The sequence below is a fragment of the Nocardiopsis sp. NPDC058631 genome (assembly GCF_042716955.1).
Lineage (GTDB): Bacteria > Actinomycetota > Actinomycetes > Streptosporangiales > Streptosporangiaceae > Nocardiopsis.
The window spans coordinates 39414-65055 of sequence record NZ_JBHXQY010000028.1 but is presented as its reverse complement, the minus strand read 5'-3'; the positions used below and the strand labels follow the sequence as shown (position 1 = coordinate 65055).

At 71.7% G+C, this 25642-nt stretch carries 23 protein-coding genes; 12 read left to right on the top strand and 11 right to left on the bottom strand.

Going from position 1 to position 25642, the window contains the following annotated elements; translation table 11 throughout:
- Positions 1–42: 42 nt before the first annotated feature.
- Both ACFWTE_RS12270 and mshB read right to left on the bottom strand, forming a co-directional pair.
- A complete protein-coding gene (locus ACFWTE_RS12270; RefSeq protein WP_378779399.1) occupies positions 43–561 on the bottom strand; it encodes a hypothetical protein in 519 nt (172 codons plus the stop codon).
- A 38-nt stretch (positions 562–599) separates the two neighbouring features.
- Positions 600–1466 carry an N-acetyl-1-D-myo-inositol-2-amino-2-deoxy-alpha-D-glucopyranoside deacetylase gene (gene mshB, locus ACFWTE_RS12265; protein WP_378779398.1) on the bottom strand — a complete coding sequence of 289 codons (867 nt, stop codon included), beginning with the start codon at positions 1464–1466 and terminating at the stop codon, positions 600–602.
- A gap of 219 nt (positions 1467–1685) precedes the next feature.
- Here mshB and ACFWTE_RS12260 point away from each other — a divergent pair, with 219 nt between their 5' ends.
- Positions 1686–3893 (top strand): prolyl oligopeptidase family serine peptidase, encoded by a 2208-nt coding sequence (locus ACFWTE_RS12260; protein ID WP_378779396.1) that lies wholly within the window; start codon positions 1686–1688, stop codon positions 3891–3893.
- 75 nt (positions 3894–3968) lie between these two features.
- Here ACFWTE_RS12260 and ACFWTE_RS12255 read toward each other — a convergent pair whose 3' ends face one another.
- Positions 3969–5954: a serine/threonine-protein kinase gene (locus ACFWTE_RS12255; RefSeq protein WP_378779395.1), complete on the bottom strand. Its 1986-nt coding sequence runs from the start codon at positions 5952–5954 to the stop codon at positions 3969–3971.
- Between the two features lie 150 nt (positions 5955–6104).
- Positions 6105–7835: a protein kinase gene (locus tag ACFWTE_RS12250; protein ID WP_378779394.1), complete on the bottom strand. Its 1731-nt coding sequence runs from the start codon at positions 7833–7835 to the stop codon at positions 6105–6107.
- Between the two features lie 244 nt (positions 7836–8079).
- Here ACFWTE_RS12250 and ACFWTE_RS12245 point away from each other — a divergent pair, with 244 nt between their 5' ends.
- The 6 genes from ACFWTE_RS12245 (at position 8080) to ACFWTE_RS12220 (ending at position 11520) form a co-directional block, all read left to right on the top strand.
- Positions 8080–8466 (top strand): DUF3054 domain-containing protein, encoded by a 387-nt coding sequence (locus ACFWTE_RS12245; protein WP_378779393.1) that lies wholly within the window; start codon positions 8080–8082, stop codon positions 8464–8466.
- Between the two features lie 146 nt (positions 8467–8612).
- The gene (locus ACFWTE_RS12240) at positions 8613–9344 is read left to right on the top strand and encodes a TrmH family RNA methyltransferase (protein WP_378779392.1); all 732 of its coding nucleotides are present in this window, start codon (positions 8613–8615) and stop codon (positions 9342–9344) included.
- 55 nt (positions 9345–9399) lie between these two features.
- The gene (locus ACFWTE_RS12235; protein ID WP_378779391.1) at positions 9400–10029 is read left to right on the top strand and encodes a GNAT family N-acetyltransferase; all 630 of its coding nucleotides are present in this window, start codon (positions 9400–9402) and stop codon (positions 10027–10029) included.
- 154 nt (positions 10030–10183) lie between these two features.
- Entirely contained in the window at positions 10184–10825 is a 642-nt protein-coding gene (locus tag ACFWTE_RS12230) for a GNAT family N-acetyltransferase (protein WP_378779390.1), read from the top strand.
- A gap of 105 nt (positions 10826–10930) precedes the next feature.
- Positions 10931–11131 (top strand): Arc family DNA-binding protein, encoded by a 201-nt coding sequence (locus tag ACFWTE_RS12225; protein ID WP_378779389.1) that lies wholly within the window; start codon positions 10931–10933, stop codon positions 11129–11131.
- Positions 11128–11520 (top strand): type II toxin-antitoxin system death-on-curing family toxin, encoded by a 393-nt coding sequence (locus ACFWTE_RS12220; RefSeq protein ID WP_378779388.1) that lies wholly within the window; start codon positions 11128–11130, stop codon positions 11518–11520. The genes ACFWTE_RS12225 and ACFWTE_RS12220 overlap by 4 nt, the downstream gene beginning before the upstream one ends.
- A 157-nt stretch (positions 11521–11677) precedes the next feature.
- Here the strand turns inward: ACFWTE_RS12220 and ACFWTE_RS12215 are convergent, their stop codons facing one another.
- The 3 genes from ACFWTE_RS12215 to ACFWTE_RS12205 are packed head-to-tail and all read right to left on the bottom strand — an operon-like array spanning position 11678 to position 15018.
- Entirely contained in the window at positions 11678–12424 is a 747-nt protein-coding gene (locus ACFWTE_RS12215; protein WP_378779387.1) for a succinate dehydrogenase/fumarate reductase iron-sulfur subunit, read from the bottom strand.
- Positions 12421–14367: a fumarate reductase/succinate dehydrogenase flavoprotein subunit gene (locus tag ACFWTE_RS12210; protein ID WP_378779386.1), complete on the bottom strand. Its 1947-nt coding sequence runs from the start codon at positions 14365–14367 to the stop codon at positions 12421–12423. Before ACFWTE_RS12210 ends, ACFWTE_RS12215 begins: the two co-directional genes overlap by 4 nt.
- Positions 14368–15018: a succinate dehydrogenase cytochrome b subunit gene (locus tag ACFWTE_RS12205; protein ID WP_378779405.1), complete on the bottom strand. Its 651-nt coding sequence runs from the start codon at positions 15016–15018 to the stop codon at positions 14368–14370. It lies immediately after the preceding gene.
- A gap of 131 nt (positions 15019–15149) precedes the next feature.
- On the opposite strand from ACFWTE_RS12205, the gene ACFWTE_RS12200 reads away from it, so the two are divergent.
- The 4 genes from ACFWTE_RS12200 to ACFWTE_RS12185 all read left to right on the top strand — a co-directional run bounded on the left by ACFWTE_RS12200 (position 15150) and on the right by ACFWTE_RS12185 (position 20031).
- The gene (locus ACFWTE_RS12200; RefSeq protein WP_378779385.1) at positions 15150–16145 is read left to right on the top strand and encodes a LysR family transcriptional regulator; all 996 of its coding nucleotides are present in this window, start codon (positions 15150–15152) and stop codon (positions 16143–16145) included.
- Positions 16146–16484: 339 nt separating this feature from the next.
- Positions 16485–17297 (top strand): hypothetical protein, encoded by an 813-nt coding sequence (locus ACFWTE_RS12195; protein WP_378779384.1) that lies wholly within the window; start codon positions 16485–16487, stop codon positions 17295–17297.
- Positions 17298–17335: 38 nt separating this feature from the next.
- Complete coding sequence (locus tag ACFWTE_RS12190) at positions 17336–19246, top strand: fumarate reductase/succinate dehydrogenase flavoprotein subunit (RefSeq protein WP_378779383.1); 1911 nt, start codon at positions 17336–17338, stop codon at positions 19244–19246.
- A complete protein-coding gene (locus tag ACFWTE_RS12185) occupies positions 19243–20031 on the top strand; it encodes a succinate dehydrogenase/fumarate reductase iron-sulfur subunit (protein WP_378779382.1) in 789 nt (262 codons plus the stop codon). The genes ACFWTE_RS12190 and ACFWTE_RS12185 overlap by 4 nt, the downstream gene beginning before the upstream one ends.
- An 87-nt stretch (positions 20032–20118) precedes the next feature.
- Here the strand turns inward: ACFWTE_RS12185 and ACFWTE_RS12180 are convergent, their stop codons facing one another.
- Both ACFWTE_RS12180 and ACFWTE_RS12175 read right to left on the bottom strand, forming a co-directional pair.
- On the bottom strand, positions 20119–20637 hold the full coding sequence (locus ACFWTE_RS12180) for a hypothetical protein (protein ID WP_378779381.1): 519 nt from the start codon (positions 20635–20637) through the stop codon (positions 20119–20121).
- 514 nt (positions 20638–21151) lie between these two features.
- The gene (locus tag ACFWTE_RS12175) at positions 21152–22420 is read right to left on the bottom strand and encodes an FAD-dependent oxidoreductase (RefSeq protein ID WP_378779380.1); all 1269 of its coding nucleotides are present in this window, start codon (positions 22418–22420) and stop codon (positions 21152–21154) included.
- A 94-nt stretch (positions 22421–22514) separates the two neighbouring features.
- Here ACFWTE_RS12175 and ACFWTE_RS12170 point away from each other — a divergent pair, with 94 nt between their 5' ends.
- A complete protein-coding gene (locus ACFWTE_RS12170) occupies positions 22515–23576 on the top strand; it encodes a helix-turn-helix transcriptional regulator (RefSeq protein ID WP_378779379.1) in 1062 nt (353 codons plus the stop codon).
- A gap of 317 nt (positions 23577–23893) precedes the next feature.
- Here the strand turns inward: ACFWTE_RS12170 and ACFWTE_RS12165 are convergent, their stop codons facing one another.
- Together ACFWTE_RS12165 and ACFWTE_RS12160 are read right to left on the bottom strand one after the other, a co-directional pair.
- Complete coding sequence (locus ACFWTE_RS12165) at positions 23894–24538, bottom strand: MBL fold metallo-hydrolase (RefSeq protein ID WP_378779377.1); 645 nt, start codon at positions 24536–24538, stop codon at positions 23894–23896.
- A gap of 91 nt (positions 24539–24629) precedes the next feature.
- Positions 24630–25619: an adenylate/guanylate cyclase domain-containing protein gene (locus ACFWTE_RS12160; protein ID WP_378779376.1), complete on the bottom strand. Its 990-nt coding sequence runs from the start codon at positions 25617–25619 to the stop codon at positions 24630–24632.
- Positions 25620–25642 lie beyond the last annotated feature (23 nt).

Here is a 25642-nt window from a genome sequence, read left to right as displayed (position 1 = left end):
CCCCGGTGGTCCTTGCGCGCCGTGTCGTGCCCGTCGGCCGGCTCAGCCGCCGTTCCACGGGCGCGCGCCCGACGAGGGGCGCACCGGCTGCCGGTGGGTGCCGTCCGACGCGTCCGCCGAGGGGGCGCGGACGGGCGCGGCGCTGCGGATCACGGAGATCACCAGGACCAGCATCGTCCCGAACAGGTACGCGTTGTGTATGAGGTGGTTGGTGAGGACGACGTCACCGCCGGGCATGTAGCCGACCAGGGCGATCAGCACCGCGAGGAAGCCCGAGGCGAAGGCCAGCGCCCCCGACCAGCGGCGGCTCCCCCACGCGCACAGGCGGCCGGCCCCGTACAGGAGCACCAGGAAGGCCAGTAGCCCCGCCACCGCCAGCGGCGGCACGGGAGGGCCCGCGTCCCAGTAGCGGGTCAGCCAACCGGCGCCGGTCGTGGAGGCCAGGCCCACGAGCGCGCCGAGCAGCAGCAGGACCGCGAAGGTGGCCGCGGTGAGCACCGGCGACAGGAACTCCCGTGCCGGACTCCGCTCACGGATCTCGGTGGACTCAGGTGTGCTCACAGCAGACGAGCGTAGACGGTCCCCGGTACCGGTCGGGGTCACAGGCCCGCGAACAGGTCCGTCTCGAACTCCCCCGGGTGCACACGCGGAGGCGGTCCGATCAGCAGCGTGAAGTACTCGACGGCGTCGATCTCCTGCGCGACGCCGTTGGACAGGGCGAACCGTTCACCGTCCACGGTGAGCTGCGTGGCGTGCGCCCGTAGCGCCATCGCCTTGTCCGCCCAGTACGCACCGGCGTCCACGCGTGTGGTCACCAGCGGGTCCGGAGTCCCCCGCGCGATGTCGGACACCCGCGCGGGCGGCGTGAACGGGCCCGACTCCTCGTTCAGCCGCGCGATCGACGCCTCGATCACGGACACCGGCTGCGCGATCGCGTAGAGCTTGCGGACCTGCCAGGGGCTGCCCGCCATCGAGCGCTCACCGGCTCGGGCGCACGCGCGCCGGGTGACACGGTGCGCCTGGACGTGGTCCGGGTGCCCGTAGCCGCCGTGCTCGTCGTAGCTGACCAGCACGTGGGGCCGCACCTCACGGATGACCTCCGCCAGCATCGTCGCGGCCGCCTCGGTGTCGGCTCCCCGGAACGCCTTCGGGTGGTCGTTCGCGGGACCGCCCTCCATGCCCGAGTCACGGTAGTGGCCGGCACCGCCGAGGAACCGGTGGTCGCGCACGCCCAGGGCGACGCAGGCCTTCTCCAGTTCTCCGATCCGGTGGGCGCCGAGGGTGTCGTCGCGGTCGGCGGTCAGATGCGCGAGGTCGTCGGGGACGACCTCTCCCTCCTCACCGAGGGTGCAGGTCACCAGGGTGACGCCGACCCCCTCGGCCGCGTACTTCGCCAGCGTGGCTCCCGTGACGATGCTCTCGTCGTCGGGATGTGCGTGCACCATCATCAGTCGCCTGTCAGTCACATAGCGAACGATACCGGCCGCATCCAGGCGCGGCGGGATCTTCGCCCACCCGTGTCCTTGGGTGCCGGAGAATCCGCCCGACCTCCCGCAGGGCCGCGGGCCCCCGGCCGCGCCGCCCGCGGGGCCGGCGCACCGCCGTGCCGCGGACCGTCGCGTGTCGTGGCTGGTGGGCAGAGGACACGCCTCCCGCGCGCCCGCGACATGGGACACAATCCCCCTATGAGTTTTCCTCGCCAACAGGCCCGTACCCAACGCTTCACGATCGGTGTTCCGCGCGCGTTCCAGATCTCGCCGGACGGACAACGCGTCGCCTTCCTCCGGGGACGCGACGGAGTAGACACGGGCACGTGCCTGTGGGTGCACGAGACCGGGTCCGCGACCGAGGCGGTGGTGGCCGACCCCAAGGCCCTGGGCGCGGACGACGAGAACCTTCCCCCCGAGGAGCGGGCACGCCGTGAGCGGCTTCGCGAGAGCGGCGGCGGCATCGTGTCGTACACGGTGGACGACGCCTTCACCCGGGCCGTGTTCACCCTGTCCGGGCGGCTGTTCTACGTCGACCTGGTCGGTGGGGGCGCCGCGCCCCGCGAACTACCCGCGGTCACCCCCGTCGTGGACCCGCGGATCAGCCCGGCGGGTGACAGGGTCGCCTACGTCAGCGGCGGCGCCGTGCACGTCATCGACGTCTCGGCGGCCGAGGCCGACCACGGGGACCGGGTGGTCGTCGAGCCCGACGGCGACAACGTCTCGTGGGGGCTGGCCGAGCTGGTCGCGGCGGAGGAGATGGGGCGCTACCGGGGCTTCTGGTGGGCGCCGGACGGCTCCGCGCTCGCCGTCACCCGCGTGGACGAGTCCGCGGTGAACACCTGGTACGTGTCCGACCCGGGACGCCCCCACCAGGAGCCGACGGCGCTGCGCTACCCGCCCGCCGGGGGCGTCAACGCGGATGTCCGCCTGGCGGTGTTCCCCGTCGGTTCGGCGGGGGCCCACCAGCGGGACGGCCGCCCCTCCCCCACCTGGGTCGAGTGGGACCGGGACGCCTTCCCCTACCTGTCGACGGTCGGTTGGACCAGCGGACCCGACGGCACCCCCACGCTCGTCCTCACCGCGCAGGACCGCGGCCAGCGCGCGCTCACCCTCCTCAGCGGCGACCCCGCCACCGGCCTGGTCGCCGAGGTGCGCACCGACACCGACGACGTGTGGGTCGAGCTGATGCCGGGCGTGCCCGCCCACACCGCGTCCGGGGAGCTGGTGTGGATCGCCCGCGACTCCGCGTCCGGTGAGCGGCGCGTGTACGTCGGCGGCGCACCCGTGAGTCCGGCCGACGTGTACGTGCGCGGGGTCGTGGACGTGGACGGCGACCGCGTCCTGTACACGGGCTCACCCGCGGAAAGCCCCGGCGACGTGTCCCTGTGGCTGGTGGACCTGGCGACCGGTCTGTCTGCACCGGTGGAGGTTCCCGGGCACGGCAGCTCCAAGGCCGCCGACTCGGGCGCCCACAGCGGTCTGCGGTCCGGACGGCTGCGCGGCGACACCCTCGTCGTCCAGCACCGCTCGATGGACTTCGCGGGCGTGCGCACGGTGGTCCTGCGCAACGCCGGCACCGAGACGCGACGGGCGCACTCCGAGATCCCCAGCCTCGCGGAGGTACCCGACCTCCCGGAGCCCAGGGTGGAGTTCTGGCGTGCCGGCGAGCGGCGGATCCCGACCGCGCTCGTGCTGCCGTCCTGGTACCGAGACGACCTCCGTCCGCTCCCTGTGCTGGTGGCCCCCTACGGGGGTCCGCACGCCCAGCGGGTGCTGAACGCCCGCGGGGCCTACCTGACCGCGCAGTGGTACGCGGAACAGGGCTTCGCGGTGCTCATCGCGGACGGCCGCGGCACCCCGGGGATCGGCGTGGAGTGGGAGCAGTCCGTCCACCTCGACCTCGCCGAGCCGGTCCTGGACGACCAGGTGGAGGCGCTGAGGGACGCGGCGGCCCGCTTCTCCTGCCTGGACACCTCGCGCGTGGGCATCCACGGCTGGTCGTTCGGCGGTTTCCTCGCCGCGCTCGCGGTGCTGCGCCGCCCGGACGTGTTCCACGCCGCGGTGGCGGGCGCACCGGTCATCGACTGGGCGCTGTACGACACCCACTACACCGAGCGCTACCTGGGCACCCCCGAGGGGAACCCCGAGGCGTACGAGCGCAGCTCGCTCCTGGCGGAGGCGGCCAAGCTGGAGCGTCCGCTGATGATGATCCACGGCCTGGCGGACGACAACGTGGCGTTCGCGCACACCCAGCGGATGTCCTCGGCGCTGATGGCGGCGGGCCGACCGCACACGGTGCTGCCCCTGTCGGGGGTGACGCACTCGCCGTCCGACCCGACGGTCGCGGAGAACCTGATGCTGCTCCAGGTGGAGTTCCTCAAGGGCAACCTCCGGGGCGAGTGAGGGCACGGTCCGCGGCCCCGGCGCCCCCTGCCGGGGCCGCGGCCCCCGCCCCGGGCCGCCGACCGGTGCCGCCGGTCAGGAGGTGGGGTACTCGTCGCCGATCTCCGCCTCCTCGGGGACCTCCGCCTCCACCGGCTCGCCGAACTGGATGAAGTCGAGCTCATACGTGTCGACCCGGGGTTCCCCGTACTCGGTCTCCACCCCGCGCTCCTCCGAGGTGTGAAACCGCAGGGGGTAGCCGTCGTCCCCGACCCACAGGTCGAACTCCAGTTCGCGGGCGGGACCGCCCTCCTCGGACGGTTCCCCGGCGAACGTCCCGGAGTAGTGGTGGCCGGAGCGCTCCGCCATGTCCCGGTCCCCGATCAGCTCCTCCGGCAGCCATTCCACGGGAACGGAGCTGACGCCCCGGTAGGAGGCCTCCGATCCCTCCGCGACCGTCAGCTCCATACGGCGCACCTGCCCCTCCCACATAGCCCGGGGACCGCCCTCCAGTGCCTGCGCCCGGGCCTCCTCCCGGTAGAACGCACGGCGGCGCCCGCCGTCCGCCGTCGTGTTCAGGTCCACGAACAGCACCGCGTCGGAGAGGTCCTCCCCGAGCAGGACGTGCCCGCTGACGATCGCCCCGAAGGTGTCCGTCTGGTGGTACACGGGCTCGGGTGCCTCGGTGTACACGTAGTCGTGGGAGGGCTCGTCGCCGATGTCGTTGGAACCCGCGTGATCGAAGCTGACGAAGCTCGACGCGCCCAGTGCCAGTTCGACCGCCTCCGGGACCACCGCACCGACGTCCTCGGGGTCCGCGGCCACGGCCGGGCCTTCGCCGCCCTCCCCGGCGCCACCGGCACCGGCGGTGCTCCCGTCCGCCGCGGTCCCGGCCGGGTCGCCTCCGTCCCCGCCGGATCCGATCCCCGGTACGGTCTCCGGCGCCACCAGGAACCACCCTCCGAGGAGTACCAGGACCGCCAGGGCGGCGGCCCCCGCCATCAACGGCCTCCGGGACCGCCCGCCTCGGCGCACGCGGCGCGGGGGCGGTGCCTCGATGCCCCGCCACTCCGTGGCGAGCATCCGCGGGACGACCCGGGTGGGGTGGACCGCGTGGGGGGACCCCGGCGCACCGGTCGGGTGGACGAGGGCGGTCTGCGCCCCCGCGTCCTCCGGCGGGGCGGTACCGGCCGGGGCCCCGGCGCCCGTGTCCAGGACCCTGGTGGCCCTCCAGCCTCCGGTGACGCGGGTGAGCGCCTCGTCCGCCGTGGGGCGCGCCGCGGGGTCCTTGGCGAACGCGCCGCGCACCACGTCCGCGAGTTCGGGGGGCAGGCCGTCGAGGTCGGGTTCGTCGTTGCGGGTCCGGTAGGACACGACGTCGGCCGGCCCGGTTCCGAAGGGGTCGCGTCCGGTGGCGGCGAAGGTGACGAGCCCGGCCCACGCGAACATGTCCGACCGCTCGGTGGCGGGCTGCCCCTCGTACTGCTCGGGCGCGATCCAGCCCGGTGTGCCGAGGAGCCCGCCGGTCCGCGTGAGGGCCGTCCCCTCCATCGCGCGGGCGATCCCGAAGTCGAGGACCTTGGGCCCGCCGGGCGAGAGGATCACGTTGCCCGGCTTCAGGTCGCGGTGGACCACACCGGCCCCGTGGACGGCGACGAGCGCCTCGGCCAGCCCCGCGGCGAGCGCGAGGAGCATGCCGCCCGTGAGCGGCCCGTTCTCCCGCACGTACTGGCGCAGGGTGCGCCCCGGCACGTACTCGGTGGCCATCCAGGGCGTCTCCGCCCGGACGTCCGCCCCGTGGAACGCCGGGGCGCAGGTCGCTCGCACCCGGGAGACCATGCCGACCTCGCGGGCGAACCGGGCGAGGAACTCCGGGTCCGCCGCGAACTGGGGGTGGATGACCTTGACGGCGGCGCACGCGCCGTCGGGGGCCAGCCCGGCGTACACCGCTCCCATTCCGCCGGCCCCGATCCGGCCGACGACGCGGTAGTGCCCGAGGGTGCGCGGGTCGGTCTTCGCCGGCGGCGTGATCCCGGCGGGCAGGTGGTGGAGGCTGAACGGGGGTGGGGTTGCTGGGGTCACGCGGACACCTTCGTCTCGGAGGGGCGGGAGGGTCGGGTCGGGCCGGGTCGGGCCCTCCCCACAGGTCGGGCGGGGCAGAGGCCTGGCCGGGGCGCCCGGGGCGGGGGCGCCCGCCGGGGCGCCGGGCGCCCCGGCAGGCGCGGCCACGGGTCAGGTTCCGCCCGTGTAGACGCAGCTGTTCACGGGCGCGCCGCCGGCCGGGGAGAGGTCGTGCGGCCCCAACAGGGCCGTGCCCCGGAACGTCGGCGCCCCGTCACGCGGCAGGAAGCAGACGGACCCCGGCTGATCCACTGTGATCCGGTCGTCCCCCTCCACCAGACCGGAGGGCAGGTAGTAGAGGGCCGCGGCCTCCCGCCCCTGCACCCCGATCCCCATGAGCTCGACGGAGTCGTTCGTCGGGCTGAGCACCTGGGCGCCGCCCGCCTCCTGCCGCTCGAAGTCGAGGAACTCCTGGCCGGGGCGGATCTCCCTGACCGAGCCGAAGTCGCTGGTGCGCACCTGGATCTCGCCGAAGTCGGGCAGGTACTCCAGGTGGATCGTCACGGAGTTCCAGTCCTCGCTCGCCTCCGCGTCCGTCGAGAAGGTGATCTCCAGCTGGTCGAGCGAGTCGCCGCCGTCCTCGGACACCAGCCTGCGTGTCAGCACGGGCCTGTCCGGGGAGGCCTCGACGACGACGCCGCCGTTCTCGTACAGGTCCTGGTACCCGGCCGGGGCCCCGTCCGGCTGGTCGGAGGCGCCTCCTGCCCCACCGCCGGTCGCGGTCGCCTCCGCCCCCTCCCCTGGTCCGGGTTGCTCGTCGGCGACGAGGTGTCCGACCCCGGTTCCGGCCAGGAGCACGAGCACGGCCGCGGCCGCGGCGACCGCCAGGGGCCGACGGTGCCGGACCGCCCACGGCCTCCGCCGGGGTGCGTGGGCGCGCCACCGCTCGATCCCACCGCCCGGTTCGGCGGTCGCGCCCGCCCACACCCGGCCCATGGCCCGGTCGGCGCCTCCGGTGCCGAAGGCCCCCCGGTCCGCCCCGAGGAGCGCTGCCGTCGCCTCCATGGCCTCGGCCGCGTCGGGGCGGTGGCCGGGGTCCTTGTCCAGGGCCCTGGCCAGCAGACCTCTCAGGTGTGCGGGAACCCCGTCCAGCTCAGGCCGGTCGGAGAGGATGCGCGCCGCCGTCACGTCGGAGCCGCCCTCGCCGAAGGGCCCGCGGCCGGTGGCCGCGAAGGCCACCAGCCCCGCCCACGCGAACATGTCCGAGCGGTCGCTGGCGTCCCGTCCGAGGTACTGTTCCGGCGCGATCCACCCCGGCGTACCCACCAACCCGCCGGTGCGGGTCAGGGCGGTCTCCTCCACCGCGCGGGCGATGCCGAAGTCCAGCACCCGCGGACCGTCCGGCGCCAGGATCACGTTGCCGGGTTTGAGGTCGCGGTGCACCACTCCCGCGGCGTGGACCGCGGTGAGCGCCTCGGCGACCCCGAACGCGAAGGCGGTCAGGGCCGGTCCGGTCAGCGGACCACAGGCGCGCACGTGGGCGTCCAGGGTGGGTCCGGGAACGTATTCGGAGGCCAGCCAGGGGAGGTCCGCCGCGGTGTCGGCGCCGACGAAGGACGGTACGCAGGCCGCACGGACCCGTCGCACCAGCGAGACCTCCCGGGCGAACCGGGAGCGGAAGTCGGGGTCGGCGGCGAACGTCCGGTGCACGCACTTGACCGCGACCCGGTTGTCGTCGTCGTCCAGAGCCGCGTAGACCACGCCCATGCCGCCCGCTCCGATCCGCCCGACCAGCCGGAACGGCCCGACGCGGTTCGGCTCGCCCCGGGTGAGGGGTGACACCCCCTCGGGGAGGGGCGTGGTCGCGGGACCGGGGCCGGCGGGCGAGGGGGGAGAACTCATGACTGCGGGCAACCTTCTGGCGGTGGGGGTACGGGGTGCCGGGAGTGGCCGGGCGGCCTCCTTCCTCGACCGGCACCGAGCTTAGGACACCGGTCCGACGGGGGCGCCCCCGACCGGCACCACCGCACCTCGCACCGCGCCGGACCCCGGACGCGCGCCCGGGGTCCGGCGCGGTGACCGGAAGGGTTCGCGGTCCCTCACGCCACACCGGCAACGGTTCGGGGCAGCCCGCTAACCTGGCCGCATGCGTTCGTATGCTGCGCCGCTCGCCTTGGCGGCCGACCTGGTCTGTGTGCTCGCCTTCGTCGTGATCGGCAGGGTCGACCACGAGTCCGGCACCGCCCTCGCGGGGATCTGGGGCACGGCCTGGCCGTTCCTGGCCGGGACGGTCCTGGGGTGGGCGGTCACCCTGGCCTGGAGGTCTCCCGCCCGGATCTGGCCGGTCGGCGTGTTCGTGTGGGCCGTGACGGTGGCGGGCGGGATGGCGTTGCGCGTGTTCACCGGGGAGGGCGCGCCGCTCAGCTTCGTCGTGGTCACGTCCCTGTTCCTCGCGGCCACCATGATCGGCTGGCGCGCCGCGGCCCTGCTCCTCACGCGGGCCCGGCGGAGCAGGCGACAGGGCGCAGTCTGAGGAGCGCCCACGGCGGGGCCACCTCCTCGGAGCGGGGTGGTCCGGGGCCGGGATCCGCGCCCCGGTGGTGTCGGCCGGTACCCCTCCCCCGCCGGGGGCGGTCGGCTCTCCCCGAGGAGGTGGCGGGGGTTCGTAAGCTGGAACGGATGAACGAGCACCCCGCACCCCAGGCCACCCTCCCCTCCACGGCCGTATCCGCCGCGCCCGACGGCAACGGCGAGGACGAGGCGCGCGAGGTGGGGGTGGGGCCCTGGGCTGGGCCCTGGCCCGAGGGCGACCACTACGACCCCGAACTCCTGGCCGGGGGCGACCGGCGCAACGTCGTGGACCACTACCGGTACTGGCGGCGTGAGGCGATCGTCGCCGACCTCGACACGGTCCGGCACCCCTTCCACGTCGCCGTGGAGAACTGGACGCACGACTTCAACATCGGTTCGGTCGTGCGCACCGCCAACGCGTTCGGGTGCGCCGCGGTCCACATCGTGGGCCGCCGCCGGTGGAACAAGCGGGGGGCCATGGTGACCGACCGCTACCAGCACGTCCACCACCACCCCGGCACGGACGCGCTCGTGGCGTGGGCCGGTGAACGCGGACTGCCCCTGATCGGGATCGACAACCTGCCTGGCGCGGTGCCGTTGGAGACCTACCCGCTGCCGCGCGACGCCGTTCTGGTGTTCGGGCAGGAGGGGCCGGGGCTGTCCGAGGAGGTGCGGGAGGTGTGCCAGGCGGTGCTGTCCATCGCCCAGTTCGGTTCGACCCGGTCGATCAACGCCGGTGCCGCCGCGGCGATCGCGATGCACGCCTGGGTACGGGCCCACGTGTTCGACCAACCGGTGTCCGGACGGTCCCCCGCCGCACCCACCACCGCGTTGTCGTGATGGTTCCGTGATCTACCATGTGCGAGAGGCCGCCCCCTATCAGAGAGCAGGACGCATGATCGTCACCTCCACCGCCCGTCCCGCCACGCCCGACGACGTCGCCGGGGTCGCCCGCGTCCTGAGCAGGTCCGCCCACGAGGACCCGTTCTTCCGCTGGCTGTTCCCCGACGACGAGTTCCGTATGGCCAGGACACGGCGCTTCTTCGCCCTGACCGCCGGGTTCGGCTACGTTCCCACGGGCCACACCCGGGTCGCCGAGACCAGGGACGACCAGGACTCCGCGCCGGTGGTGCGCGGAGCGGCACTGTGGGCGCCGCCCACGGCGAACCCCGAGGGGCAGTTGGTCTCACTGCGCACCTGGCCGCACTGGGGTTCGCTGATCGGCCGGGCGCGGCTCACCGCGTTCGTGCGGGTCTTCGCCGAGTGGAAGCTGGCGGCGCCCCAGGAACCCCACCTGTACCTGGCCGCGCTGGGGGTCGATCCCGCGGCGGCCGGAACCGGCATGGCGGGCGGGCTCCTCGCCGAGGGGCTGGACCGCGCGGACTCCGAGGGGATCCCCGTGTTCACCCAGACCCTCGACGACAAGACCGTCGGCTTCTACGAGCGGTTCGGCTTCCGTGTGTCCCGCGAGGTGGAGAGCCCGGACGCGGGGACCCACTACTACCTGCTCCGCGACCCCTCCTGAGCGGTGACGGGACCGGGTGGCGCCCGGCCGCCGTGACGGGGCCGGGCCCGGTGGATCTGTCGTCACCTTCCTGGAAAACACCCCACCGGTGACGTTTGGGCGATCTACCATGAGCGGTGACCAGAGCCCCGCGACGAGGGAAGAGGCACCATCCGTGACGCCCACGGCATCGGCGCGGGCCGTCCGCACCGCAACCACGAACGACGTCCCCGGGGTCGCCCGGGCCCTGGGGCGCGCCTTCCAGAGCGACCCTTTCTTCCGCTGGTTCTTCCCCGACGAGTACCTGCGCAAGACACAGACGACGCGCGCGTGCGCGCTCATGGCGGGGTTCGGCCACGTCCCGAGCGGCTATACCACGGTCGTCGAGAGCCGCGAGGACTCCGCGCGAGGACCGGTGGTCCGGGGCGCGGCCCTGTGGGTTCCGCCGGACGCGTCCTCGGAGGGTTTCGCCGTGATGCTCCGCTCGCTCCCCCACTGGATCCGCCTGGTCGGCCTGTCACGCCTTCCCGAGATCGCGCGCTACACCGCCGAACTCAGGGCGTCCGCCCCCGACGAGCCGCACTGGTACCTGTCCATGCTGGGGACCGACCCGGCGGCGCGCGGGACCGGTGTGGGCGCGCACCTGCTGTGCGCGGGCCTCGCGCGGGCCGACGCGGACGGCGTCCCCGTCCATCTGGAGACGATGAACTCCGCGAACCTCGGCTACTACGAGCGGTACGGATTCCGCGTGGTGCGGGCGATCAACAACCCGCGGGCCCCGTCGGCGTACTGCATGGTCCGCCCCGCGGCGTCCTGAGGCGGACGCGGGCGGCCGTGCGGTGGGTCCTCCCTCCACCGTGGTCATGAGGGACACGGCCTGGTAGCACCACTCATTGGTACCGTGTCCGCGTACCATGCTCCTATGAACATGAATCTCCGCCTCCCGGAGGACGTGCACGCCCGGATCAAGGAGGCGGCCGAGGAGGACGGCAACAGCGTGAACTCCGAGGTCGTCCTCGCTGTCAGGGAGTACCTCGCACGCCGCCAGACCGAGAGGGTGCGCCAGTACGCCCTGGAGATCGCCCAGGAGGACGCCGAACTCCTGGCGAGGCTGGCCGAGTGACGCACTACCTCACGAGAGCCGACGTCACCGCGATCATCCAGGTGGTCCTTCCCTCCACCACCGCCATGAGGGACGTCGGACTGCTCCAGGCCGCCCTTCTGCGTCCGCAGACGACCGTGTTCGGAGAGGACGCGTACCCGGACCTGTGGCATAAGGCCGCTGCCCTCATGCAGTCGGTAGTCATCGGAGATCCGCTGTCCGACGGCAACAAGAGGCTGGCTTGGACCAGTGCCAGGGCGTTCCTGCGACTCAACGGGGAGGGCTTCGGCCCGGTCGACCAGAACGCCTCCTACGACCTGGTGATCGCCGTCACCACGGGAGAGCTGGTGGACATCCCGGAGATCGCCGAGCGGCTGAGAGGGCTCGTGTCCCCCAGCAGTGCCCCGTAGGTGCACGGCAGGCCTCCGTGCCCTGGTGGGGCCAGGACGCAAGGACGGGGCCGCGCCCCCCTGCAGGGGTGCGGCCCCGTTCGGCCGTGCGGACGCGGCTCCGCCAGGAGCCCGGCCCCGTCCCGGGCCTGGACGGCGCGGTGCGGGAGCGGGGTTCCTAGCCGATGCCCTTGCTGAGCGAGCCCAGCAGGTCGCGGTTGAGCTGCGAGATCGTGTCCAGCGGGATGCCCTTCGGGCAGACCGCGGCGCACTCACCGATGTTGGTGCAGCCGCCGAAGTCCTCCTCGTCCTGCTGGTTGACCATCTTCACCACGCGCGACGCCCGCTCCGGCTGCCCCTGCGGGAGCATGCCGAGGTGGGTGACCTTCGCGGCGGTGAACAGCATGCTGGACGCGTTGGGGCAGGCCGCCACGCACGCGCCGCAGCCGATGCAGGTCGCGGCGTCGAAGGCGCGGTCGGCGTCCGGCTTCGGGATCGGGTTGGCGTGGGCGTCCGGCGCGGTACCCGTCGGGGCGCTGATGAAGCCGCCCGCCTGGATGATGCGGTCGAACGCTCCCCGGTCGACGACCAGGTCCTTCACGACGGGGAACGCCGTGGCCCGCCACGGCTCCACCGTGATGGTGTCGCCGTCCTTGAAGCTGCGCATGTGCAGCTGGCAGGTGGTCGTGCGCTCGGGGCCGTGGGCCTCGCCGTCGATCACGACGCCGCAGGCACCGCAGATGCCCTCGCGACAGTCGTGGTCGAACGCGACCGGGTCCTCGTTCTCCAGCGTGAGCTTCTCGTTGAGGACGTCGAGCATCTCCAGGAAGGACATGTCCGGCGAGACGTCGGTGAGCTTGTAAGTGGCCATGCGACCTTCGTCGTCACGGCCCTTCTGGCGCCACACGCGCAGGGTGATGTTCACTTGTAGCTCCGCTGCTTCATCTCGACGTACTCGTACTCCAGGTCTTCCTTGTGGAGCACGGGCTTGCTGTCCACGCCACCGAACTCCCAGGCCGCGACGTAGGCGAACTCGTCGTCGTGACGCAGGGCCTCCCCGTCCTCGGTCTGGCTCTCGGAGCGGAAGTGACCGCCGCAGGACTCGCGCCGGTGCAGGGCGTCGATGCACATGAGCTCGCCCAGCTCCAGGAAGTCGGCCACACGGTTGGCCTTCTCCAGAGCCTGGTTGAACTCCTCGTTGGCCCCGAGCACCTTGACGTCGCGCCAGAACTCGGCGCGCAGCTCACGGATGAGCTCGATGGCCTTGCGCAGGCCCTCCTCGTTGCGCTCCATGCCGCAGTAGTCCCACATGATGTGGCCGAGCTCCTTGTGGAAGGAGTCGACGGTGCGGGAACCGTTGACGGAGAGCAGCTTGTCGATGCGCGCGGTGACGTCCGCCTTGGCCGCGACGGCCTCGGGGTGGCTCTCGTCGATCGCCTCGAAGGGGCCGGCCGAGAGGTAGTCGTTGATGGTGTTCGGCAGGACGAAGTAGCCGTCCGCCAGACCCTGCATCAGCGCGCTCGCGCCCAGGCGGTTGGCGCCGTGGTCGGAGAAGTTGGCCTCACCCGTCACGAACAGGCCCGGGATGGTGCTCTGGAGGTCGTAGTCGACCCACAGCCCGCCCATCGTGTAGTGCACGGCCGGGTAGATGCGCATCGGGAGCTCGTACGGGTTCTCCCCGGTGATGCGCTGGTACATGTCGAAGAGGTTGCCGTACTTGGCCTCGACCGCCTCGCGGCCCAGGCGCCCGATGGCGTCCGCGAAGTCCAGGTACACACCCAGGCCTCCGGGGCCGACGCCGCGGCCCTCGTCGCAGACGTTCTTGGCGGCGCGGGACGCGATGTCGCGGGGCACCAGGTTGCCGAAGGCCGGGTAGATGCGCTCCAGGTAGTAGTCGCGCTCCTCCTCGGGGATCTGGCGCGGGTCCCGGTCGTCACCGCCCACCTTGGGCACCCAGATACGGCCGTCGTTGCGCAGCGACTCGCTCATCAGGGTCAGCTTGGACTGGTAGTCGCCGCTGACCGGGATGCAGGTCGGGTGGATCTGCGTGTAGCAGGGGTTCGCGAAGTGCGCGCCCTTGCGGTGGGCCCGCCACGCGGCGGTGACGTTGGAGCCCATGGCGTTGGTCGACAGGAAGAAGACGTTGCCGTAGCCGCCGGTGGCCAGGACCACGGCGTCGGCGAAGTGCGTCTCGATCTCACCGGTGACCATGTCACGGGCGATGATGCCGCGCGCCTTGCCGTCCACGACGATGACTTCGAGCATCTCGTGGCGGGTGTTCATCTGGACGGTGCCGGCCGCGATCTGGCGCTCCTGGGCCTGGTAGGCACCGATGAGGAGCTGCTGGCCCGTCTGGCCGCGCGCGTAGAAGGTACGGGACACCTGCACGCCGCCGAAGGAGCGGTTGTCGAGGAGGCCGCCGTACTCGCGGGCGAACGGGACGCCCTGGGCCACGCACTGGTCGATGATCTCGACGCTGGCCTGCGCCAGGCGGTAGACGTTCGACTCGCGGGAGCGGAAGTCACCGCCCTTGACGGTGTCGTAGAACAGCCGGTAGATGCTGTCGCCGTCGTTGCGGTAGTTCTTCGCGGCGTTGATGCCGCCCTGCGCGGCGATGGAGTGCGCGCGCCGGGGGCTGTCCTGGTAGCAGAACGAGGTGACCTTGTAGCCCGCCTCGCCCAGGGTCGCGGCCGCGGAGGCACCGGCGAGGCCGGTGCCGACGATGATCACGGAGAGCTTGCGCCGGTTCGCGGGGTTGACCAGCTTGGCGCCGAAGCGTCGCTTGTCCCAGCGCTCGTTGATCGGGCCCGCGGGGGCCTTCTCGTCCCGGATCGGGGCGCCCTCGATGTACAGGTCGTTCTCAGACAATTAACTCACCAGTCCAAAGGTGACCGCCAGGGGCGGAAGCAGGAAGCCGACGGTCACGACCACGGCGATCGCCAGGGCGACCGCGTTGATCTTGCCCTGACGGCTGGCCTTGTTGAAACCGAGCGTTTGCGTCCCGCTCCACACACCGTGCCGCAGGTGGAATCCGACCGCGATCACGGAGGCGAGGTAGAACAGCGTCACGTACCAGAACTCGGGCTGGAAGCCGTTCACGAGCCGCTCGTACGGGCTGTCCGACTTACCGCCGGGAGCGATGACGTTCACCGTCAGGTGCAGGATGTGGAAGATCACGAAGAGCGCGATGAGCACGCCGCCGTAGCGCATGGTGTACGAGGCGTAGGTGCGCTGCACCCGCTTGTTCACCTGGTAGCGCTGGGTGCGGGCCCCGCGGGCGCGAATCGTGAGAACCGCAGCGGAGTAGATGTGGATGAGGATGCTCGCCAGTAGAACGATGCGCGCGATCCACAGGAAGCCGTTCTCGGGCAGAAGCGGGTAGCCAAGCTCACGGAGTCCGTGCGCGTAGCCGTCGAACGCCTCCTGGCCCGAGAAGACTTTCAGGTTGCCGTACATGTGCGCGATCAGGTACAGCACAAGGATCACGCCGGTGACCGCCATCGCGGATTTGAGCGCCACCGTGGACCTGTAGGCCGTCGATCGCTTTTTGGTCAAGGTACTGTTCGCCACAGCTTGCCACCCTAAATTTCGAGCCGGGTCGACGTCCAAGTCATCAGGCCCCTGGTGTCGATAGCCGTAGGCTATGGAGCATGCAGTTCCAGCAGCTGGCGTACTTCGTCGCCGTGGCCCGCACACGCCATTTCACCCGTGCAGCCGAGCTTTCCCGCGTCGCCCAGCCGAGTTTGAGCAAACAGATCCGCAGCCTTGAGCGCGAGCTGGGCGCGCCGTTATTCAGTCGTGCCCGGGGAAACATCACACTCACTCCGGCGGGCGAGGCGCTGCTTCCGCTGGCCCAGCGCATGCTCACCGACCTGGAGACGGCCCGCCGGGAGGTGGCGGAGCTGGCCGGCGTGCGCCGGGGCCGGGTACGCCTGGGGGCGACCCCGTCGCTGTGCGCGGGGCTGCTGGCGGACGTGCTCGCCGACTTCCATACCCGCTTTCCCGGGATCGAACTCCAGGTGGAGGAGAGCGGCTCGCGCGACCTGATCCGCGACCTGGGGCGGGGCGAGCTGGACCTGGCGCTGATCATCCTCCCGCTCCAGAGCAGCGACCCCGACTTCTCGACCACACCGATCCTGCGGGAGAACCTGGTCGTGGTGAGCCCGATGTCGGAGCCCTCCCCCAACGGGAGGGCGTCGATCCGCATCACCGAGCTCCGGCAGCGGGCGCTGGTGATGTTCCGGCGCGGCTACGACGTACGGGAGGCGACGCTGCGCGCCTGCCGGGCCGCCGGGTTCGAGCCGGACCTGGCGGTGGAGGGCGGGGAGATGGACGCCGTCCTGCGGTTCGTGGAGGCGGGGCTGGGACTGGCGGTGGTGCCCAGCATGGTGCTGAAGAACCGGCCGGGGCTGCGGGGGACGCCGCTGGCCAGGCCGCGCCTGCTCCGGACCGTGGCCCTGGCGCGGCGCAAGGACGTGGAGCCCTCGCACTCGGCGGACGCCTTCCGGCGGCACCTCAACGAGTACCTGCTGGGGATGTCGAAGGACAACCTGGGGCCGGACCTGGAGGTGCTGATCTCGGACGCGGGCGCGGGCGGCCCGGAGGAGGAAAGGTTCTCCGGCAGGGGTGCCGAGGAAACGACCTGACCGCCTTCCCCCAGGGGCACAGAGCAATATCAGCCCCACGCGTCACTCCGTTGTCAAAAGCACCAAATATGACACTCGGGGATGTTCGACTTCCTTTTATGACAAAAGGCAACAAACAAAATCCTAAAAGTGGCCTATTTCACATCCACTTCCCAGGGGTTTCCCCAGAGCCGGGACGTGACCGTGATCACAACGTCCTAACGTGGCGTTGCAGACCGGTCCTACAGCTTCTCCCGCAGCCGTCCAGCACTCACGGAGAGCGGTCACCGCCGGGGAACAGGGTCCCCCACCCCGTTCCGCTCCCGGCCGGCGCCCTCTCCTCAGGAGGTGGAGACCTCGGTGACCCCCAACGACAGCGCGCGCCCAGGAGCCGTCCGGGCGCGCATCCCCCGACGAACCCTGCGCACCGACCGATGGTGGCTCGGCCCGGTCCTCACGACCCTGGGCCTGGCCACCTTCGTCGTCTACGCCACCCTCAGGGTGTTCCAACAGGACCACTACTGGGTGGCGGAGCACCACTACCTGACCCCGTTCTACTCACCGTGCCTGGCACAGCAGTGCGCACCCGAGGCCGCTCTGCTGGGGCGCCTCCCCTTCGAGTTCCCGCCCCTGGTCCCCTACGCCCTGCTCAGCCTGCCGTTCCTGCTGCTGTTCCGGGTGACCTGCTACTACTACCGCAAGGCCTACTACCGGTCGATCTGGCAGGCGCCCACCGCGTGCGCCGTGCGCGAGCCGCACGCCCGCTACACCGGTGAGACCCGGCCGCTGATGCTCCCCCAGAACGGCCACCGCTACTTCTTCTACGTCGCCCTCGCCATCACCCTGGTCAACACGTGGGACATGGCGGTCCCCTTCTTCCACGGGACGGACGGCGGCTTCGGCATCGGGCTCGGCAACCTCGTCATGGTCGTCAACGCGGTGATGCTCTGGGGCTACACGCTCAGCTGCCACTCGTGCCGCCACATCATGGGCGGGCGCCTGCGCAGCTTCGACCGGCACCCCGTCCGCTACTGGGCGTGGAGCCGGATCTCGACCCTGAACAACCGGCACATGCACTTCGGCTGGTTCAGCATCGCGTCCCTGATCGCCACCGACGCCTACGTGGCCCTGGTCGCCAGCGGCACCATCACCGACCTGCGGATCCTCAACTGAGCCCCGGGGAGGGCCGTCCCCTGGAAAGGCACACCCACATGCCCCCCACAGCAGACACCGACATCACCCGGCACACCTACGACGTCGTGGTGATCGGGGCGGGCGGAGCCGGGCTCCGCGCCGCGATCGCCGCCCGCGAACAGGGCAAGCGCACCGCCGTCATCTCCAAGTCGCTGTTCGGCAAGGCCCACACGGTGATGGCCGAGGGAGGCGCCGCCGCCGCTCTGGGCAACGCCAACCCCGACGACGCCTGGCGCGTGCACTTTCGCGACACCATCCGCGGCGGCAAGTTCCTCAACGATCCGAGGATGGCCGAACTCCACGCCCGCGAGGCGCCGGAGCGCATCCTCGAACTGGAGCACTGGGGGGCGCTGTTCGACCGCACGGCGGACGGGCGGATCAGCCAGCGCAACTTCGGCGGCCACGAGTACCCGCGGCTGGCGCACGTGGGCGACCGCACCGGGCTGGAGATGATCCGGACCCTCCAGCAGCGCATCGTCGCCCTCCAGCAGGCCGACGCGGCCGAGTTCGGGGACCCCGAGGCCCGGCTCCGGGTGTTCGCCGAGACCGCGGTCACCGAGCTCCTCACCGACGGGGGCAGGATCGTCGGCGCGTTCGGCTACCGCCGGGTGGACGGCGGGTTCGTGGTGTTCGAGGCGCCCGCGGTCGTCCTCGCCACCGGCGGCATCGGCAAGGCGTTTCGCACCACGTCCAACTCCTGGGAGTACACCGGGGACGGCCACGCGCTGGCGCTGCGGGCCGGGGCCTCGCTCATCAACATGGAGTTCGTCCAGTTCCACCCCACCGGGATGGTCTGGCCGCCGTCGGTCAAGGGCATCCTCGTCACCGAGTCGGTGCGCGGCGACGGCGGCGTGCTCCGCAACTCCGAGGGCCGGCGGTTCATGTTCGACTACGTGCCGGACGTGTTCCGCTCCCAGTACGCGCAGACCGAGGAGGAGGCGGACCGCTGGTACGACGACCCGGCGAACAACCGCAGGCCGCCGGAGCTGTTGCCCCGGGACGAGGTGGCGCGGGCCATCAACGACGAGGTCAAGGAGGGGCGCGGCTCCCCGCACGGCGGCGTGTTCCTGGACGTGTCCACGCGCCTTCCGGCCGAGGAGATCCGCAGGCGGCTGCCGTCCATGCACCACCAGTTCAAGGAACTGGCGGACGTGGACATCACCGCCGAGCCCATGGAGGTGGGGCCGACCTGCCACTACGTGATGGGCGGGGTGCGGGTGGACGCCGACACCGCGGCCTCCGACGTGCCGGGGCTGTACGCCGCCGGTGAGGTGGCGGGCGGCATGCACGGCTCCAACCGGCTCGGCGGCAACTCGCTGTCGGACCTGGTGGTGTTCGGGCGCCGCGCCGGCCTGTCCGCCGCCGCGTACGCGGACGGTCTGGAGGGCGTCGCGGTCCCGAGGGAGGCCGTGGACCGGGTCGCCGCCGAGTCGGCCGGGTACGCGCTGGACTTCCTCAAGCAGGGCGAGGGGGAGAACCCCTACACGCTCCACTCCGAACTCCAGGACACCATGAACGACCTGGTGGGGATCATCCGGCGCGGACCCGAGATGGAGGAGGCCGCCGCCCGGCTGGACTCCCTGAAGGAGCGGTCGTCCATGCTCAGCGCCCCCGGCGACCGCGTCTACAACCCGGGGTGGCACCTGGCGCTCGCCCTTCCCAACATGATCCTGGTGTCGCGGGCGATCACCGCGGCCGCCCTGGAGCGCGAGGAGTCACGCGGCGGGCACACCCGGGACGACTTCCCGGCCATGTCGGCCGAGTGGCGGCGGGTGAACCTGGAGGTGCGGGCCGACCGGGCCGACCGGGTGGCGCTGTCCCGGCGCCCGGTCGCCGACATCCCCGCCGAGCTGCTGGCTCTCTTCGAGCGCGGGGAGCTGTCCAAGTACCTGACGGAAGCCGAGCTGCCCGAGGAGGGCCGGTCATGAGCGAGCGCGTGTTCAGGGTGTGGCGGGGTTCCGGAGAGGGCGGACTCGCCGAGTACCGGGTCGAGGTCAACGAGGGCGAGGTGGTGCTGGACGTCCTGCACCGGCTCCAGGCCACGCAGACCCCGGACCTGGCGGTCCGGTGGAACTGCAAGGCGGGCAAGTGCGGTTCGTGCTCGGTGGAGATCAACGGGCGGCCGAGGCTGTCGTGCATGACCCGGATGAGCGTCTTCGACGAGGACGAGGTGGTGACGGTGACGCCGATGCGCACCTTCCCCGTGGTCCGGGACCTGGTGTGCGACGTGTCGTACAACTACCGCAAGGCGGTGGAGATCCCGTCGTTCACCCCGGACCCGGAGGCGTCACCGGGCGACTTCCGCATGGCGCAGGTGGACGTGGAGCGCTCGCAGGAGTTCCGCAAGTGCATCGAGTGCTTCCTGTGCAACAACGTGTGCCACGTGATCCGGGACCACGAGGAGAACAAGGAGCACTTCTCGGGCCCGCGCTTCCTCATGCGGGTGGCGGAGCTGGAGATGCACCCCGAGGACACCGCGGACCGCCGGGCGATCGCCCAGGACGAGTTCGGCCTGGGGTACTGCAACATCACCAAGTGCTGCACGGAGGTGTGCCCGGAGGGCATCCACATCACCGACAACGCCCTGATCCCGATGAAGGAGAGGGTCGCCGACCGCAAGTACGACCCGCTGGTGTGGCTGGGCTCGAAGATCGGCGTCCGCCCGAAGGACACCCCGGTCGTCCCCAACGTCCGCCCCCGCGCGGACGGCTGATCCGGCCCCCTCCGCACCCGGGGCACGCGCGCCCGTGGACGCCGGTGCCCCGTGGGGAGGGCACCGCGCGGACCGGGTCCAGGGTGCTCATGCCGTGGCCCCGCTCCGGTGCCGGGCCCGGTGGGGGTGCGGGAGGTTCTGCGGCTCACGGGGCTGCTGGAGCCGCTGGGCCCGCCAGGTGCGCACGAGGTTGGGGTGGGCCTCGGGCCTGGCGGGTCCCGTGGTCGTGGGAGTGGCGAGGAGGTCCCCGGAAGGGCGGGGCCCCGGAACCCACGCCCGCAGGCGCACCGTCGCCTCGGCCTGGATCCGGTCGCGTTCGAGTTCACGTTCGCGTTCGAGTTCCCGCGCGAAGAAGTAGGGCCGGACGAGGGGGCCGTTCTCGGCCGGGAACGGTGCGCTCGGCGGAGCCGGGCGGGGCGCGGGGGCAGGGGGCTCCGGCAGGGACGCGCTCACCTGTTCGGGGGCGGGGGCGGAAACCGGCGCGTAGCGGCGGACCCGGGTGGAGCGGCGACGGGCGGCGGCCGAGTGTCGGCCCCGCGCGGGAAGGAGAAGTGCCTTCAGGTGGCCCATGGCAAGGCTGAGGAAGGCCGCGCTATAGTTGCGCATGCTGGCAATTCCTTGGGTTAAAGGTGTGAATGTTGCTGGCCACGACCCCGGGCGGTGGTTAACCGTCGCGGGGTCATCCGTGTATGGAGTTGGGTGTTCGGTAGAACAGTAGGGCACGCGGAAGGCGGGGGAGAACTTTTCCGCGAACCAGCCCGGGAAAACTTCACCGGGCCCGACGTCCTGGCAGGTCAGGTCGCAACCGAGAAAAGGTCGACCCCATTCGCGCATCGCGCCAGAAGAATCCCTTTAGCCCGGATTGAAAGTATTTATACAGGCACGGAGAAGCGGATAGGGCGGTGGCATCGGCCTCGCGTACGCCGCGAATCCGGGGCACGGGAAAGGGGTGGCGCTTCCCTGCGGAAGCGCCACCAGCGCCGACCCGCTCTCCGGGGCGTGTGCCCCAAGCGGGGACGGGAGGCGATGAACGCCTTCACCGTGCTGGGCGCCTTCACCGGGAGCCCGGCCACCGAAGCGTTGGCCTCCTACGACGCCTACGGATCCGTTGGACGACGCCCTACTTCTGAGCACTAGCGCGGGGTCCTGGACGTCGGCGCATCTGGGTAGCCGCGGCCAGAATCGGGGCGGTCACGACGGTGGCGGCCGCACCGAACGTGGTATCGGTGGCCAGGATCCAACGGACCGTCCTCATGGCCAAGGTGAGGATCTCGCTGCCGCGTCGGCGCGTGCCCTCCTCGAACCGGCTGACGGCCACGGTGAGGGCGGCGGCGCCGTCGGCGGCTTCGCTCAGTTGCTCAAGCAGGTCGGCGGCGTCGCGGATGGCCGCGCCGGCACCCATTCCGGCCGTGGGCGGTGTCGCATGGACGGCGTCACCGAGTGCGGTGATACGGCCCGCTGGCCACGGCGCGAGGTCGGATGCGCGGGTCGAGGCGGCGTTGAAGCGGAACGCGGCCACGCTGCGCGGGTCGGCGCGGGCGATGACCTCGAGCGTGTGCTCGGCCCAGCCCCGCCCACGGAACCGGTCCAGCAGGGCGGCCCGCAATTCGTCACCACGCAGGTGACGCAGGGTGTCGGTGGTGGCGGATTCGGGGAACATGGCGCCCCAGATGTAGGTGGGTCCGTCTGTGATGGACATCCGCAGCTCGGGTGCGTCGAGCACGGCGTTGCCGACCGGGTCGAGGAAGCCGACATAGAGTGCCGCGCCCCGAGGGCCGACCGCCAGTCCCGACCGTGGCCCGAGCCGCTGTCGTTCACGGGGGCTCAGGTCACCGAGAGGGGTGCGGCCGGAGAACCCGATGATGCCCGCCGGGCTGTTGGTCGGACCTCCCGCCAGGTGCCGCGCGACGAGGGAGTGGGTGCCGTCCGCGCCCACCACCAGATCAGCCGGGACCGGCGCGGCGTCGGCGAACCGCACCTGGGGCGTGCCGTCCTCATCGTGACCGACGCCCGTCACGGTCCGCCCCAGGTGCAGATCATCGCCGACCGCGTCGGCCAGCAGCGTGCGCAGGGTGACACGGTCGACGTCGACGCTGGAATCATGACCGAGGTCGGGCCCGTAGCCGAGCAGTCGGCCCCGACGGTCCCAGAACGCGTCGCGGTCGCGCAGCCGCAGCGCTGAGGCCGACGCCAGCAGCCGCTCCATGATCTGCGGCGCCACCAGTTCCCGCAGCGCTGACTGCGCCCGCTCGTCCAGGGTGATGTGGTAGCCGCCCGTCGCCGCCACATCCGTGTCGCGGTCGAACACGGCCACCTCGAACCCCCGGCGACGCAACCCCGCCCCCAGTGCCAGACCACCGATTCCGCCACCGACAACAACGACGCGCATAACCATTCGTCCCCTTTCACCGCTCCTTGCCTGCAACTCGACGATGGCAGCGGTAGTGGACGCCGAGTGGCCGGTACTGGTTCATACTGGGGCCATGGCAAGCACCTCACGGCGGGCGCTGCGGCTGCTGTCCCTTCTCGGATCGCGCCGGCGGTGGCCGCTGCGTGAGCTGGCCACCCGACTCGACGCCAGCGAGCGCACGGTTCGCCGCGACATCGAGACCCTGCGCCGGCTCGACTACCCGATCACCACCGTCCACGGACCCGACGGCGGCTACCAGCTCGGTGCCGGACACACTCTCCCCCCGCTGCTGTTCGACGACGATCAGGCCCTCGCGGTCGCGCTGGCTCTGCAGACCGCGCCCAGTACGGTGTTCGGCCTGGGGGACGACGCGGCGAGGGCGCTGGCCGCCATCGAACAGGTGATGCCCGCTCCGCTGCGGGCGTCCATGGAGTCCCTGCGCCTGACCAGGCTGCAGAACTACTGGGAGTTCCCGGCACCGCCCATCGACTCGACCTCGCTCACCGCGGTGGGGGCCGCGGTACGCCACCGCCGCGTACTCGTCGCCGAAACACTGCGCGCTGACCGCTCACGCCCGGAACCCGGCGACGACGATTTCGTACCCGCACGCCGTATCGAGCCGCACCACCTGGTCATCTGGGCCGGCCGGTGGTACCTGGTCGGCTATGACGTCGAGGACCACGAGTGGCGGGTGCACCGCGTCGACCGGCTCCGTCCCCGCCCGACGACGCACCGCTTCGCCGCACGAGAGCTTCCCGGAGACGACCTCGCCCGATTCGTCATGAGCAGCCACGACCGCGGCGACACCCTCGCCGCCTGGCAATGCAACGGGAGTGCGCGGCTCAACCTGCCCGCCGACGTCGTCGCCCGCTGGGCACCGGGCGGCTCGGTCGTCGAACACCTCGACTCCGACCACTGCCGACTGATCCTCGGCGCCTGGTCCTGGGCCGGCGTAGCCGGCATCCTCGCCACCTTCGACACCGAACTCACCGACGTCCGCCCGCGCGAACTCGTGCGGGCCTGCCGACTCCTCGCGTACCGATGGGCCGGGATCGAAGGGAACGGCGACAGTGACAGGTGTACGCAGCGTCCTTGTGATTCGCTTTCTGAGGGTCACTGTTCAGGTGACGGCTGAGGGGCCGGGCGCCCGCCGGTACTTCGCCTTCTACCAGGGCGACGCCGACCTCCCACCGCTCTCGGACACCACCCCGCGCGGGCTGGACCATCGGATCAGGCACGCGCAGGCGGTCATCGCCCGTGCCCGCCCCGCCTCCTACTGGCGATGCCCGGTCCTGGGCTGTGCGTGGACCTCCGTCAACCCCACCGGGCACGCCCCCGACCCCATGACTACCCGGTCCGACAGCACGGCCGACCCCCGCCCTGGAGTCACCGGAGCGGTCGAACCTGGCTCCGAGGCGGGGTTCGTTCTCCAGGGCGGGGTCCGTTGCGGGGTCAGAAGCCCCGCGCGGCCCAGGAGTCCAGGTGTTCGGCCGCCTCGGCGATGGTCGTGGACTCGCCGTGGCCGGGGTGGACGACCGTCTCCCCCGGCAGGTTCACCAGCCGGTCGCGGATCGAGGCGATGATCGTGGGGAAGTCGGAGAAGGGCTGCCCGGTGGCGCCCGGCCCGCCCGGGAAGAGGGTGTCCCCGGTGAAGACCGCGCCCAGCTCCGGCGCGTACAGGCACACGCCGCCGGGGGTGTGGCCCGGGGTGTGCAGGATCTGGATTTCGACGCCCCCGACCAGCAGCGCCTCACCGTCCAGCAGCGGTGCGTCCGGTTCGCGGTTCGGGTGGACGCGGTGCCACAGCTCCGCGTCGTCGGGGTGCAGCAGGATCGGGGAGTGCGTGAGGTCGGCGAGTGCGACGGCGGCGTTGACGTGGTCGTTGTGCCCGTGGGTGGACACGATGGCCATCAGTTCCCGGTCGCCGAGGCCGCGCGCGATCGCCTGGTGGTCGTGCGCGGCGTCGATGACGATCGCGCTGTCGTCGTCCCCGACGACCCACACGTTGTTCTCGACATCGAACTCGCCGCCCTCCAGGCTGAAGATGCCCGAGGTGCGCAGGCGTTGGACGGGAGGAAGCACGCTCACAGAGCTCATCACCTGACGTCTTGTGGGGCGGTACGGCGAGTCCGAGCCTATCCCTCCCGCGCCGTCCCCACACGCCGGTTCGGTAAGAGGGGAGTGAGAGTCAGGGGCCGCTGGGCTCGAAGTTGCGGCGCAGCGCGTACGGCTGGATGAGTCCGAGGCCGTGCGCGTGACGCGCCCTCACCCTCACGACCTGGAGGCCGTCCTCGTCGTCGAGGCTCTCCGCCAGGCTCTCGTCGATGAGGACGGTGCCGGGTCGGGCGAAGGAGGTCAGCCGGCTGGAGCGGTTGACGGTCGTGCCGAACACGTCGCCGTGGAGGGTGAGGACCGGGCCCGCGGCCAGGCCGACCCGCACGTCGGGCACCTCCACGTGGGTCTTGACACCGGAGGCGAGGCGTAGGGCGATGTCGGCGGCCTCGGCCGGGGAGTCCGCCACGTAGAGCACCTCGTCACCGAGGGTCTTGACGACGCGCCCGCCGCCGGAGGCGACGATGTCGGCCGCGGTGGCCTCGAAGCCCTCCACCACCCCGGCGAGCTCCACCTCGTCCAGCTCGCGGCTGAGCGTGGTGAAGGAGACCAGGTCGGCGAAGCCGACGACCAGCGGGTAGTAGTTGGGCACCCCGTCGTTGCCGTTGGACATCACGGCGAGGGTGCGGGCGGTGGAGGCGGAGAGCTGGCGGCGCCAGATGTGCAGCAGGAGGCGCTCGACGTCGGGCAGCAGCTCCTTGACCTGGTTCATCAGGGGGGTCGCCGAGTCCACGCCCTCCTTGTAGATGAGCGTGCTCAGGATGCTGGTCTGCCAGTCCGCGAGGCGGGCCATGGTCTGGCCCATCGCGCGGGCGAAGCGGACCACGCCCTCCTCGTCCAGGATTCCCTCCTGGAGGAGGCTGTTGGCGATCCGCAGCGACTCGACGTCGCTCTCTGCGAAGGTGACCGTCTCGTCACCCTGGTTGGGGAATCCGAGGGCGCGCCAGATACGACCGGCGAGTTCGGGGTCGGCACCGGCGAGCTCGATCGCCTGTTCCCTGGTGTAGACCGGTTCGCCGCCCAGCAGGGCGGCCTCGATCGCTTTGGGGTCCGGACGCGAGGGCATACGTTCTCTTTCACGGATCAACC